Annotated in this window: 11 protein-coding genes; 3 read left to right on the top strand and 8 right to left on the bottom strand. The window is 44.0% G+C overall.

From position 1 onward, the window contains the following. Nucleotides 1–2,355 (bottom strand): leucine-rich repeat protein (locus AC3WTJ_RS02705; RefSeq protein ID WP_492520449.1); only part of this gene is annotated, 2,355 nt, incomplete at its 3' end. Between the two features lie 206 nt (nt 2,356–2,561). On the opposite strand from AC3WTJ_RS02705, the gene AC3WTJ_RS02700 reads away from it, so the two are divergent. Further along, nucleotides 2,562–3,752, top strand: coding sequence for an ATP-grasp domain-containing protein (locus tag AC3WTJ_RS02700; RefSeq protein ID WP_492520448.1), 1,191 nt, complete (start codon nt 2,562–2,564; stop codon nt 3,750–3,752). Then, entirely contained in the window at nt 3,749–4,501 is a 753-nt protein-coding gene (locus tag AC3WTJ_RS02695; RefSeq protein WP_492520447.1) for an esterase family protein, read from the top strand. The genes AC3WTJ_RS02700 and AC3WTJ_RS02695 overlap by 4 nt, the downstream gene beginning before the upstream one ends. Before the next feature lie 76 nt (nt 4,502–4,577). Here the strand turns inward: AC3WTJ_RS02695 and AC3WTJ_RS02690 are convergent, their stop codons facing one another. The 7 genes from AC3WTJ_RS02690 to AC3WTJ_RS02660 form a co-directional block, all read right to left on the bottom strand. Next, nucleotides 4,578–5,639: a Gfo/Idh/MocA family protein gene (locus AC3WTJ_RS02690; protein WP_492520446.1), complete on the bottom strand. Its 1,062-nt coding sequence runs from the start codon at nt 5,637–5,639 to the stop codon at nt 4,578–4,580. After that, entirely contained in the window at nt 5,636–6,463 is an 828-nt protein-coding gene (locus AC3WTJ_RS02685; RefSeq protein WP_492520445.1) for a sugar phosphate isomerase/epimerase family protein, read from the bottom strand. The genes AC3WTJ_RS02690 and AC3WTJ_RS02685 overlap by 4 nt, the downstream gene beginning before the upstream one ends. A 61-nt stretch (nt 6,464–6,524) precedes the next feature. Then, nucleotides 6,525–7,304, bottom strand: coding sequence for a phytanoyl-CoA dioxygenase family protein (locus AC3WTJ_RS02680; RefSeq protein ID WP_492520444.1), 780 nt, complete (start codon nt 7,302–7,304; stop codon nt 6,525–6,527). Nucleotides 7,305–7,343: 39 nt separating this feature from the next. Next, nucleotides 7,344–8,225: a carbohydrate ABC transporter permease gene (locus AC3WTJ_RS02675; protein WP_492520443.1), complete on the bottom strand. Its 882-nt coding sequence runs from the start codon at nt 8,223–8,225 to the stop codon at nt 7,344–7,346. Nucleotides 8,226–8,237: 12 nt separating this feature from the next. Further along, nucleotides 8,238–9,206: an ABC transporter permease gene (locus tag AC3WTJ_RS02670; RefSeq protein ID WP_492520959.1), complete on the bottom strand. Its 969-nt coding sequence runs from the start codon at nt 9,204–9,206 to the stop codon at nt 8,238–8,240. A gap of 133 nt (nt 9,207–9,339) precedes the next feature. Next, nucleotides 9,340–11,016, bottom strand: a complete 1,677-nt coding sequence (locus AC3WTJ_RS02665; RefSeq protein ID WP_492520442.1) for a type 2 periplasmic-binding domain-containing protein — start codon at nt 11,014–11,016, stop codon at nt 9,340–9,342. 38 nt (nt 11,017–11,054) lie between these two features. After that, complete coding sequence (locus AC3WTJ_RS02660) at nt 11,055–12,236, bottom strand: Gfo/Idh/MocA family protein (RefSeq protein ID WP_492520441.1); 1,182 nt, start codon at nt 12,234–12,236, stop codon at nt 11,055–11,057. A 361-nt stretch (nt 12,237–12,597) separates the two neighbouring features. Here AC3WTJ_RS02660 and AC3WTJ_RS02655 point away from each other — a divergent pair, with 361 nt between their 5' ends. After that, complete coding sequence (locus tag AC3WTJ_RS02655) at nt 12,598–13,446, top strand: AraC family transcriptional regulator (RefSeq protein WP_157318937.1); 849 nt, start codon at nt 12,598–12,600, stop codon at nt 13,444–13,446. Nucleotides 13,447–13,450: the final 4 nt, after the last annotated feature.

The raw sequence follows: 13,450 nt of genomic DNA, 5'->3' as shown, positions 1-13,450 counted from the left end.
GTTTAACTGGTTTACGGCCGTATCCAGTTGATCCTGCGTGTAATTTCCCGCGTTATCGAGAATCTGCTGCGCTGCATTGGACGCTGTCTGCAGTGCGGTGCGCGCTGCTGCCGAAGTATGTCCTACATCCGTACCTTCCGGATGATTCGTCAACGCCTGCTGCGCCGCTGTGATCGCCGCGCCCAGCGCCGTCGGAATGCCCGCTTGGATAACAGCGGCATTAAACACTTGCACCGCCGAGTTTAACTGGTTTACGGCCGTATCCAGTTGATCCTGCGTGTAATTTCCCGCGTTATCGAGAATCTGCTGCGCTGCATTAGACGCTGTCTGCAGTGCGGCGCGCGCTACGGCCGAAGTCTGCCCCACGTTCACCCCTTGCGGATGGTCCGTCAACGCCTGCTGCGCCGCTGTGATCGCCGTGCCCAGCGCCGTCGGAATGCCCGCTTGTATTACGGCGGCATTAAACACTTGAATCGCTGAGTTTAACTGGTTAACAGCTGTATCCAATTGATCTTGCGTGTAATTGCCCGCGTTATCAAGTACCTGCTGCGCCGTATTTGACGCTGTCTGAAGTGCGGCGTGCGCTCCCGCTGACACCTGCCCCACGTTCACTCCTTCTGGATGATCCGTCAACGCCTGCTGCGCCGCTGTGATCGCCGCGCCCAGCGCCGTCGGAATGCCCGCTTGGATAACGGCGGCATTAAACACTTGCACCGCCGAGTTTAACTGGCTAACGGCTGTATCCAATTGATCCTGCGTGTAATTGCCCGCATTATTGAGAATCTGCTGCGCTGCATTGGACGCTGTCTGCAGTGCGGCGCGCGCTACTGCCGAAGTCTGCCCCACGTTCACCCCTTGCGGATGGTCCGTCAACGCCTGCTGCGCCGCTGTGATCGCTGCGCCCAGCGCCGTCGGAATGCCGGCCTGTATAACGGCGGCATTAAACACCTGAACCGCCGAGTTTAACTGGTCTACGGCTGTATCCAGTTGATCCTGCGTGTAATTGCTCGCGTTATTGAGAATCTGCTGCGCTGCATTGGACGCTGTCTGCAGTGCGGCGCGCGCTACTGCCGAAGTCTGTCCCACGTTCACCCCTTGCGGATGATCCGTCAACGCCTGCTGCGCCGCTGTGATCGCTGCGCCCAGCGCCGTCGGATCGCCGGCTGAGATAATCACTTCTTCGAATGTATTTATCGCCATTTCCAAATGTGCCACAGCCACATCTAATTCGCCTTGAAGATATTGGGCGGCTTGATTGAAAATTTGTTGGGCGGCAGTAATTGCGTTTTGCAAAGCGATGCGGTCTGCCGCCGATGTTTGTCCCACATTCACCCCTTGCGGATGATTCGTCATCGCCTGCTGTGCCGCTGTGATTGCTGCCCCCAACGCTGCGGGATTGCCGGCTTGGATAATGTCCCCATTGAATACCGCAATGGAAGAAGTCAGAGGTATAGCGGCGTTTGCCAGGTCGGAGGCGCTGGTCGCATTCCCGATTCCGTCGATAAAAAGCTTAGCTGTGTCATAGGCTGCAGACAAGTTGTTGTACGTATTGGCCGGCACTTGCCCTACGCCGGTGCCCGCCAGATGACTTTTCAACAACGACTTGGCGTTAGCGACCGCTTGAAACAAAGTTGTTCCGTCCACAAACGTATGTCCGTTGCTTGACGCATAAGCAGATACGGGGGAATTCGCAATTCCGAATATTTTCAGATTGCCTGGATTGCCTGCAAATACGCCTGTTCCAAAAGTTGTTGCATCGCCTAACACCGTTATGCTAGTCAAGTTGTTATTATAAAATGAGCTGCTGTCGACTTTCGTTACGCCTGCTGGGATGACTAGTTTCGTAATGTGATTCGTGTCGAAAGCTCCACCGTTAATCGTCTTCAAATTTTCCGATAATTTAATCGATGTCAAATTATTCATATAAAAAGAGTAGTTTCCGATCATCGTCACACTATCTGGAAATACGACGGAAGTTAATGGATTGTTTTCGAATGCGCTGGAACCGATTGTTAACAAGCTGTCAGGAAGGTCTATGGAAGTGAGGCTAGTATAACGAAATCCATACGTTTGAATGACCTTCACGCTGTTCGGAATCACGACGCTCGTAATTTTGGGTTTGCCCGTACCGTACGTATCAAATGCTGATCTCCCGATCTCGGTTACCGTCGTACCCGCATAAGCAGCGGGAATAACCACGTTCAGATCCGTGCCCTTGTAGTCTGTAACCGTCGCACCGTTGGAACCGACTGTAAAAGTAAAATCACTCTCAGCTGCATACACAAGCTGAATCTGCGAAAATGAAGTCCCAAACACAAATAATACAATGAATAGGGATAAGACTAATTTTTTCATGGTTTGCTCCTTTCATATAACGGTTTCTGCAACTAGACGTTCGCTATCATTCATTGTAAAGAAGGCTAATGAAAGAATAATGAAAGAATCATACGATTTCGCTGTCATTACTTCCATAAAGCACTAATCTTTACAATTGATTTTCTTGAAAACATGGAAATGTCAGGATAAGATTTTAGATAATAGGAGTCAGGAGGGACAAATAAATGAACTTTATTTTCTTTTCACCGAATTATCCAAAGTACTGCACGGAATTTTGCTTTCAATTGAAAAAATGCGGAGTGAATGTCCTTGGCATTAGCGATGTGGATTATTACCTACTTGACGAGAAGCTGCAGTATTCGCTGACTGAGTATATCAAAGTAGATCGTCTGGAAGATTATGATGAGGTTCTGCGCGCGGTCGGTTACTATACCCATAAATATGGAAAAATTGATCGTTTCGAATCCCTTAACGAGCATTGGCTAGAGCTTGATGCGCACATTCGAACGGATTTCAACATTTTCGGGACAAAGCTCGATTTCATTTCAAATTTGAAACAAAAATCGAAGATGGAAAAGTTTTTCAAAAAAAGCGGTGTCGAGTCCATACGTTCCATAACGAAATTCGATCGTGCGAAGGCAAAGAAATTTATTGCGAAAATCGGCGGCTATCCCGTCGTTGTAAAACCGAATATAGGCGTGGGAGCGAACATGACTTACAAAATCGCGAACGAATCGGAGCTGGAGCATTTCTTACATACCAAACCGCCAGAAGTCGAATTTATCATGCAAGAGCATATAGACGGCGTACTGCAAACCTACGATGGTCTCGTCAACAAGGATGGAGAAATCCTATTTGCTGCAAGCCACGAATTTCCGCATAGCATCATGGAATCCGTAAATGCTGGAAATCATTTTAGCTACTATTGTTTAAAAGAAGTAAGCGGAGAAATTGAGGAGGCCGGTAGAAAAATCATCCAAACCTACGGGATCAGAGAACGCTTTTTTCATCTCGAGTTTTTTAAATCTAATAGGGACGGAAATATTATTGCGCTTGAAGTCAATATGAGGCCGCCCGGTTCGTGGATGACGGATGCAATCAACTACACTTACGATATAGATATTTATGAGCTATGGGCGAAGATGGTTGTTAATAATCAGGTGGAAGGACCTTTTGCCGGGAAGTATTATACCGGGTTTGCCAGCCATAAAAACCACCTCCCCTACGCCCATGGGCACGAAGAGATCATGCAGCGATATCACCGTGAGATTGTCCATCACTTCAGCATTGAGGATGTGCAAAGCCAGTCAAGGGGAAATTATGCGTATCAATTTCGCTCAAAGGACTTTAATGAAGTGAAACGAATTGAAGCTTTTATCCATGCAGTAGAAAACAAAGTCGAGGTGTATGCATGAAAGTAGCCTACCACAAGGCATATAGTGATAACTTGCATAGGGACATGGAATACAAAACTTACGGACATCAAGGGAAGCCTGTTCTTGTTTTTCCCACCTCCTGCGGACGGTTTTATCAATATGAAGATTCCGGTATGATCGGCACGTTGGGTAGTTATATTGAACAAGGACAAATTCAAGTCTGGACATGCGACAGCATTGACGAAGAGACATTTTATGCCAAGAACTCGACGACCGATGAGAAAATGAAACGCTACGACCAATATGATGCCTATGTGAAAAATGAGCTCATTCCTTCTATTCTGCATCAAAGCAAGGAGAATAACGGAGGACAAACGCAGAAGATTTTGGCGACAGGATGTTCGCTGGGGGCTTATCACAGTGCCAATATGTTTTTCCGGCACCCACAATATTTTGACAGTTTAATTGCTTTAAGCGGTTTGTATTCGACCAATCGTTTTTTTGGAGAAGAGGTCCCTCCTTCAGCTTATTACCATTCTCCCCTTCACTATTTAAAAAACTTGGAAGACGATTCTTATCTGAATCCGTACAGGAACAGCAAAATCTTCATTTGTACAGGCCAAGGCGCTTATGAAGATTTAATGCGATCGGAGACGCAGAAGCTCTTGGAAGTGCTGCAGGAGAAACACATCCCAGCAAACGTGGAATTTTGGGGGCACGATGTCAATCATGATTGGTACTGGTGGAAGAAGCAAATCCTATACTACATGAATCGGTGCTTAAGTTAATCCAGTAGTTAAACAGGCTGCCAATTTGCTGGCAGCCTCTTGTCATTTCAATATAATTTTTTGCTATAATTTCCAATTATAGTGAATTTTGTCTGTGACATTCTTCCATAACGGCAATTTGCTGGCGCACTTGTGATGGTGTAATTTCAAGTTCTTTCCCATGTACGATCGTATTATAAATCATGTTATAGAAGTTTTGGGCCATTGAAGGGAATACATCTTTCCCCTGTTCGGCGGGAATGTCCCAGCTTTCTTCGTACCACTTTAGTTGTTCACGGCAGTAAGCCGGCTCATTTTTTTCGTTGACCATAGGCGTTGTCACTAATTTCAGTTCTCCCGCTTCCTCCTGTTTGAAATATTTCCAGTCCAGATGGGTTGTGCTCCCTTTGATTCCGCCTCTAGTCCCTTGGACATTATAGGTGAAACTCGGATATGCGCAGCAGGAGGAAATTTCTATATCAATGACGGGACGCCCGTGGCCATGCAGGATGATTTTTACATAGTCCTCGGCATCTCCAGCCGTATTCGCGCGATCCATCATGGAAGTGATATGCGGCATTTCCTCGCTTCCGAAAAATTGGAGGGCTTGATCTACCGGATGTGGACCCGTATTTAAGAGATTGCCTCCATCATTCGCTTTTAAAGTCTGCCAATCCCATCTTCTTGCAAAATTGTTGTAGGCAATACTGACCTGAACCACGCGTCCAATCACGCCGGATTTGATAATTTCCTGCACTTGGCGATAAGCGGGTGCGTACCTGGATTGCTGAAAAATAGCAAGCAATTTCCCTGTTTTCTTCGCCGTATCCATCAAAATATCAACCTCATGTGCCGTTCGGGCAAGCGGTTTCTCAGACAGGACATGAAATCCGCTTTCCATAATTTCTTTAGAAATCGTGAAATGATAATGGCTGGGCGAAGCATTTACAATTAAATCAATATCGTTTCTCTTGAACAAATCACGGTAATCACGGTAAACCTCACAATTCAACTCTTTTTTGGCTCGCTCCAACCGCTCCTCCAACATGTCAGCTACTGCAACAATTTCATATTGCTCCTTCATTTGACTTAAGGAATTGGCATGTATATCACGACCGCTGCGTCCTTGTCCTATGATGGCAACTCTAATCTTTTTCATATCGTTACCTCCGACATTAATTTGCGCATGTATTGTACATATTGGGGAAAGGCAATTTCCGGGTTTTCCAATTCAGGATGCCATTTTTTCTCCCACTCTAAGGTGAAATAACCTTGATAACCTTCACGAACTAATAACTTGTAGATGTCTTTCAGCGGGATATCTCCTTCCCCTGTTAAACAGTAACGGAAGTCTTCTCCCCCTCCTTCTCCGGCACGTGAATCCTTCACATGCGTGTACTCGATCCACTGCCCCAGTGTCTTCCAAGTTTCTTCAGGCTGTTCTCCCACCATGCGGTAAGGATGGTGCACATCCCACAGTACCCCCACGGCTTCCGTATCCACCTGTTCCAACACCTTTTTCATATTTACGCATGAAATCCAGTCATCATGTGTTTCAATTAAAAGCTTAACACCGTGTGCCTTTGCGATTTTTGCCATTTCGCTTACATGCTGAGCGACCTGATCAACAGCCATTTCCCGGCTAACATCACCGCTAATTTTACCGCCAAACACACGAATGTAGCGTGTCCCGAAAATACGGCAAAGCTTTGAAAATTCCCTAATCTCCTGCATATTCTTTTCAAAGTTTTCAGCTGAAAATAAATGAACGGAGCTGGAAAAACATGATACATGCAGACCGGCATCCGCAATTTTACGAAGTGTTTGTTCCACCTGCTCGGAAAACTCCGGAAGCTTGTAAATATTCATTTCACCGGTCAAGCCTCTAAAATCAATTGCATCAAATCCATATTCAGTCGCGTTGGAAATAATTTTGTCTAAAGGCCACTCGGGACACCCTAACGTGGTAAAAGATAATTTCATATAGGTTCACTCCAATTTGTTCACATATTTTAGACTTCTTTTCCCATCCTATTGTCAGCTATCAAACTTCCAGTAATGTTCCTTCATATTTATAGTTTCTAAATCTCGGATTTATGCCATGAAGCATTAACCCCTGTCCCCAGTTTACATGTTTATCATTCGTCGGCTGATCCTCGGGATCACGAACCTGGACAAGTATATTTCTGCGCGTCCGGTCGCTGCGGTTAATCGGTGAGCCATGAATCGTTAAATAGTTAAAAAATAATACGTCTCCGGATTCAGCGACACAAGGAATTCCGCTCTCTATAGGATATTCTTTATGATTCAAATAATAGCTTCCTACATGTGGTAATGGCCCCTGTTTATGCGATCCCGGAATAACATGCAAACAACCGTTTTCCTCATTCGTATGATCCAAATGGATGCTGGCGAGCATCATACTGTGCTTGCTGTGCGGGAAATACGGATAATCCTGATGCATGGGGAAGGCTGCCCCCTTCTCCGGAGGTTTGACCATCATCTTGGTATGATGCAGTTGAACATTATCGCCAATCAATTGGGTGAAAATCTTGATCAAATTCCTTTGCGTGATCATGCGCATAAACTGGGCGTCATGATATTGAACATCATGGAAACCTTTAAGCACCAGCTTCTTTAGTTCTTCCGGCGGCAGGTAGCCTCCAGCCCAAGCATGGCTCCGGTCAAATTTCGATGCAGCCGCCCTCTTCAGGAATGTTTCTACCGATTCTCTGAACGTTTCAACTTCCTCTGCGTCATATACACCTTTTACAAGTAAGTAACCATTCTCATGATAAAACTTCACTTGATCCTCAGAGATCATGCCAATCCCTCGTTTCAACTTTAATAAGGGCCTATTTGCTCAACCCTTCACAGCGCCTACCAAAACCCCTTTGGTAAAGTATTTTTGCAAGAAAGGATACACGGCAATGATGGGTAATGTGGCAATAATGATTGTGCAATATTTAATAATTTCGCTAACCGCTTCTTTATCGCTCCCGCCGGAACCGGTAATCATACTGTCGGTACTGCTGTTTATCAAAATCTCACGTAAGAAGAGCTGTAAAGGATAAGCATCTCGATCTCGCAAATAAATCATGGCGCTGAACCACGAGTTCCAATGGGCCACAGCGTAAAACAAAATCATAACGGCGATCACGGCTTGCGATAAAGGCATCACGATTCGAAACAAGATCGTGAGATCATTGGCTCCGTCAATACGAGCGGATTCTTCCAAACTATCCGGAATCGCCGCAAACGAGGTTCGCATGATGATCAAATTATAGGTGCTGATTGCCCCTGGTAAAATGAGTGCCCACATCGTGTCAAACATGCCGAGACTTTTTACAAGCAAATAGTTTGGAATCAAGCCTCCGCTAAAAAACATCGTAAACACAATCATCATCATGATGGAATCCCGCAGCATGACACCTTTTCTCGATAATACATAGGCACCGATCGAGGTAATCACTACGTTGATACTTGTTCCCACTACAACATAAATTAATGTATTGGTGTAACCCGTGATGATATTGGGGTTTTTAAAAACACTTATGTAGCCGTCTACATTAAAACCCAAAGGCCAGAGCAACAAACCGGAATGGCTCGCTAAACTAGAGGGGTTGCTTAAGGACGCCATAGTAACATATAGAAATGGATAAAGTGTAATTAGAGCTAGAAACAGCAAGAAGCATATATTAATAAAACCGAAAATAGCTTCGGCCTTGCTTCGCTTTAGATTCATCGTCATCCCTCCCTACCAAAGACTGGTCTCATTAACTTTTTTACTGATTTTGTTGGTAGCTACCAAGAGCGCAAAATTGATCACCGAGTTAAATAAGCCAACGGCTGCGCTGAAGCTGTAGTTTGCTTCCAGAATCCCCTTACGGTATACATAAGTTGAAATCACATCTGAAGTTTCGTAAGTAACGGGATTGTACAACAGGAAGATTTTATCGAATCCGACATTCATCATGCTTCCCATTCTTAAAATAAACAAAATGATAATGGTGGGCATAATCCCCGGCAGTGTAACATGCAGCATTTGCTTAAAACGTCCCGCCCCGTCAATCGTCGCAGCTTCATACAAGTCCTGATCGATGCCGGCTAAAGCAGCCAAATAGATAATTGAGCCCCAACCCACTTCCTGCCAAATATTAGAGCTCACATAGATGGTTCGGAATAATCCGGGTTCAAGCAGCATCGTTATTCTTTCCATTCCCATGAAGGCGAGTAAATCATTAATAATCCCGTTTCTTGCCGTAAAATCAACAATTAAACCGCATAAAACCAGAACCGAGATAAAATGCGGTAAATACGTCACCGATTGCACAAACCTTTTAAAAACATCATTTCTTCGTACTTCGTTTAATAGCAAGGCCAAAATGATTGGTGCCGGAAAACCGAAAATAATGTAATATACACTAATTAAAAGGGTATTCGTAAGAATTCTGCCGAAATAAACATCGTTGAAAAAATCGGTAAAATGCTGCATTCCCACCCAAGTGCTGCCCCAAATTCCCTTCATTGGAGAGAAGTCTTTAAAAGCAATCGAGGCTCCATACATAGGAATGTATTGAAAAATAATATAGTAAGCGACCACGGGTAAGGCCATGAAATAAATGATTCTGTTTTTATACAAGTCTCTTCGAAGTCTATGGACAAAGCTGCTTTGCTTCGTCGTCTGATAGACACTTCTGGCATGCGCCGCCTCACCAACCGTCATATTCTCCATCGTTTGTCCCCTTTGAGTGAAGAAATTCGCGCAGCAGGCATCCAGCACTGATCTTACCTATGGGAGGCGATCAAGTGCTGGCGCTCTGGCTGCTAGCCAATCCAAATCTGGTCAACGTTAAGGCTTATTGCCTTGCCATGTATCTGTCGTATGCGGCTTGCTGAATTTTGATCGCATCTTCGATTCCCATAGCTTTTAATTTGCTCATATAATTATCAAATTCACTAAGAGGGACTTGTCCCATGATCATTTTAGAGAATATCTCATCCCTATACGTATTAACTGCAGAAGTAATGGATGCCATCTTGGTTGATTCCTCAATGGTTGGCGTTACGCCCGGCGGCATGGTTCTGTCGTAGGAGCCTGCTTTCCATAAGCCAATAATTTGCTGTTGTTCAGGTAAAGCCATGCGCTGCTGCCAAATTTCAGGTGTCATGATAAAGGCCAGCCCGCCGGAACCTCGGGAATATTTAGATAACGCCTCATCAATCGACAAGCCCTGTGGATTATTCGTAATCTCTGGAAGCAATTGAGGCGAACCGTTCACCATTTTGTAGCTCTCGCCTTCAATACCGAAGGTATTGAGCAGTGATCCTTCCGGGCTGTAGCCATAGTCCAGCCACATCGCAGCTTCCTTCGCATATTTACTTTTTGCGGATATCGCGACACCGCCGCCACTGGCAACTTTAATTTCATCAACATTGAAATTGTAGGACTTCGTGCCTGTAACGTAAGGCGGAACCGTTCCGGATAATTTTACCGACGGATCTTTCGCTTTCATCAATTGAACGAATCTGCCGAATGTTCCTGATGTCGATCCCGTCCATGAGCCTGCACGGTTACCCATAACTTTGGTATCGAATTGTTTGGCATCCGTGATTCCAAAATCAGGATCGATTAAGCCTTCTTTATACCACTTTGCCAAGGTTGTTAGCGCTTCCTTATACTCCGGCGTGTAAGGTCCATATTTGACTTTATCGCCGTCATGATAAAACCCGTAGTTGATCCCCCATGCTCTGACCCAGTTCTGCAGGTCCCCCGCTCCCTTAGGCGCCAAAGGAATTTCGTCATTTTTACCGCTACCGCTAGGATTTTTCGTTTTGAACGCTTTTAGCACTTCATACCAATCGTCAATCGTTTCAGGTGACTTTAAATTCAGTTTTTCCAACCAGTCCTGGCGGATCTGCCATCCAAAAGTCTGAAAAGCAGGATTCGGATTCGGGTTTACTTTCGCATATTGATTCGGTGATTGGGCCTCGGGATAAACATAGATCGTACCATCGTCTGTACGCAGCTGTTTATTCGCTTTAGGGTCAGAGTTCATAAACGCTTTAAGATTGGGTGAGTACTTATCTACCAAATCATTCAGCGGCAAAATGACGCCATCCTTGATCGCTTTATTAGGCCCGCCGTTATAATCGCCTATCCAGTTATAATAAATCAGATCAGGTAAATCGCCCGACGCGACCATGAGGTTAAATTGTTCTTTGATCGCTGCCCCATCCATAGATGCAGGATGAATGAACTCGATATGAATCCCTGTCCTTTTTTCCAGTTCTTTAAACACAGCGATTTCATTATAGTTTTTCATCGTTGCCGCTACTTTGGCATCCATGGGCACAAACATTTTTAAGGTGATAGGCTTATTAACGATAGGAAGTGGGATTGAAGATAAACTTGCTTCATTTTTTTCTGACGTACTTGATTGCTTCGAAGCATTAGAGGTGCACCCCGTTAATACACTTGCGAATAATACAACAGAAAGAGATAAAGCTGAAACCATGCCAAGTTTACCCTTCATTGATCGTTCCCCCTAGATATTTTGTGAGTTGATAAGACCTAACCCTGGGAATAGCTGATATCCATAAAAACATCCTGTCTCACTGTCTTCTTGTATTTGGAGCTTCGGATCAGTTCGTCCAGCTTCTTCTCGTATTCGTCGGCATCCAAAGGCAGCCTGATGGTTTGATCTTTGAACGAAGAAAGCATAATCGCGTTCGCAAGGGTTAGTCCATTGATCCCATCAGGACCGTGTGCGATAAGCTCCCCGCCGCCATTTTGTATCGCCTCGATAAATTTCTCTGTCACGACTTGATGCCCTGTAGGCACATTCACGTTCACAGGAATCTCCGTGTACCAATTTTCAACATTGCCCATTCTGCTTTGCGATTCTTTGATAAAACGAAGCATCGACTCACGGGTTCGATAAAACACAATTTGATTATCCTCAAAAACCAATTTTCCGTACTCCCCCACGATCTCCATCCGGTTGGATCCAGGTGTTTCAGCGGTTGTCACGATAAAATGGCCAACCATCCCGTTCTCGTGCTCAAAGTAGGCCGTCACTTCGTCTTCAACTTCGATATCATGATATTTGCCAATATGCGCAAAACCGTTAATCCGTGACGGAAGACCGAATAACCATTGGTAGAGATCCAGATTATGCGGACATTGGTTGGTCAAAATTCCTCCGCCTTCTCCAGCCCAAGTTGCACGCCATTCGCCGCTATCGTAGTAAAGTTGAGATCGGAACCATTTGGTATTAATCCAGGTCGCTCTGATTAATTTACCCAGCTCGCCGCCGTCAAGAATGTCTTTGATTTTTTTATGGTGAGGGTAAGTTCTTTCTTGAAACATAATGCCAAACATCAGATTGGGGTGATGTTCCTTGGCGCTTTCATAGGCGTCAATCGTTTTTTGTGCATCATTGACATGCACTGCAATAGGTTTCTCACATAGAACATGGATGCCCTTATGGAACGCATCAATCGATATAGGTGTATGATCGTAATGGGGAACGGCTATTAATACAGCCTCTATCTCCGATTTGTCAAAAAGCTCCGTATGGCTGTAATAGGCCTTGGTATGGTACAGAACTGCTGCTTTATCAGCCTTTTCATGTACAACATCACAAACGGCTACGACTTCAACTGTCTCCATCCGTGTCAAATACTTGAGATGGCTGCTTCCCATTCCGCCTAGACCAATTACACCTAATTTCACTTTTCTTTTTGGACTCACCCAATACCCCTCCCCGTATATTAAAATGTAGTTAAGCCTGACCGCAGGAAGAAAAACGAAGAATAAAGCGTTTTCTTTTGCTATTCTAAAATAATACTCGAAATAAGTCATAGTTTTTTGTGATGAAAATATCGTTTTTTGTGCAGGAATGGCTACTTGATTCCCTTGACGGTAGTCTGTAAAATAGTTTTGTGTAAACTTCTTTAATATGGAAGTGTAGGAAAGGTTGGGTAGCACCGGAGTTTATAGAACATCAGATTGATTGCGGTCATTATTTCACCGGCTGTCGCTGGATTGTATCCAGCATCAGTAACACTACAATTCACCTGAATCTTCAGGTATTTAAAGTGAGGTAATATGGATGAACTTAGCTTATGAAAGTATAGACGAATGCATCCGTTATGAACGTAGAATCTATAATCCCAATAAATGTAATGTTAACTTTCATTTGCACGAAGAGTTTGAGATTTACTTTTTAATCTCAGGTGATGTGAACTACTTCGTTGAAAAGAACATGTATCCAATTAAATTTGGCGATGTCATGATTACAAATAATCAAGAAATCCATAAACCTTCCTTCAAAAACGATAACGTATACGAACGAATAACGTTACAGTTTGCACCACATATCGTTCGCAAGTTTAATTCTCCAAGTCTCGACCTTCTAAGCTGTTTTCTAAACAAACCCAAAGGCCAACAAAATAAGATTACGCTCCAACCCAGCCAAATCAATGAATTTCTACGTCTTTTTAATCAAATTGAGAATCTTAAACCCCATGCCGGCTATAAGATTTTAAAGCTGAATTATCTCATTGAATTGCTAGTCTTAATCAATATTATATTCAAAGACGTTAATCGTTCGGACAACCTTTCTTCTATGCCGGAATTATTAACTTCTCTATTAGACTACATTGATATGAATTTGGAAAAGGATCTCTCACTTGAATCTCTTTCTACTAAATTTTATGTGGATCGATTCTATATGGGGAGAGTTTTCAAGAAATATATCGGTAGTAACATCCATGAATATATTCTTTTCAAACGAATATCCAAAGCTAAACAGATTCTCTCGGAAGGCTATAGCGTCACAGATACTTGCGAACTGTGTGGATTTAATGATTATTCTAATTTTTTGAAAATGTTTAAACGCACCGTTGGCATCTCTCCCGGCAAATATAAGGGGAATTTAGGTAATATGGACATTGACTAATCGG

It is taken from the genome of Paenibacillus sp. FW101-FHT12H11, assembly GCF_058790355.1.
The sequence above is the reverse complement of the archived record's forward strand: the minus strand, read 5'-3'. Positions and strand labels throughout refer to the sequence as shown.

What these genes read in the sequence shown, in the direction of transcription:
- AC3WTJ_RS02680 (WP_492520444.1), bottom strand. Translation starts at nt 7,304, where the DNA reads ATGATCTCTGAGGATCAAGTGAAGTTTTATCATGAGAATGGTTACTTA.
- AC3WTJ_RS02695 (WP_492520447.1), top strand. Translation starts at nt 3,749, where the DNA reads ATGAAAGTAGCCTACCACAAGGCATATAGTGATAACTTGCATAGGGAC.
- AC3WTJ_RS02665 (WP_492520442.1), bottom strand. Translation starts at nt 11,016, where the DNA reads ATGAAGGGTAAACTTGGCATGGTTTCAGCTTTATCTCTTTCTGTTGTA.
- AC3WTJ_RS02675 (WP_492520443.1), bottom strand. Translation starts at nt 8,225, where the DNA reads ATGAATCTAAAGCGAAGCAAGGCCGAAGCTATTTTCGGTTTTATTAAT.
- AC3WTJ_RS02700 (WP_492520448.1), top strand. Translation starts at nt 2,562, where the DNA reads ATGAACTTTATTTTCTTTTCACCGAATTATCCAAAGTACTGCACGGAA.
- AC3WTJ_RS02670 (WP_492520959.1), bottom strand. Translation starts at nt 9,206, where the DNA reads ATGACGGTTGGTGAGGCGGCGCATGCCAGAAGTGTCTATCAGACGACG.
- AC3WTJ_RS02690 (WP_492520446.1), bottom strand. Translation starts at nt 5,639, where the DNA reads ATGAAAAAGATTAGAGTTGCCATCATAGGACAAGGACGCAGCGGTCGT.
- AC3WTJ_RS02685 (WP_492520445.1), bottom strand. Translation starts at nt 6,463, where the DNA reads ATGAAATTATCTTTTACCACGTTAGGGTGTCCCGAGTGGCCTTTAGAC.
- AC3WTJ_RS02655 (WP_157318937.1), top strand. Translation starts at nt 12,598, where the DNA reads ATGAACTTAGCTTATGAAAGTATAGACGAATGCATCCGTTATGAACGT.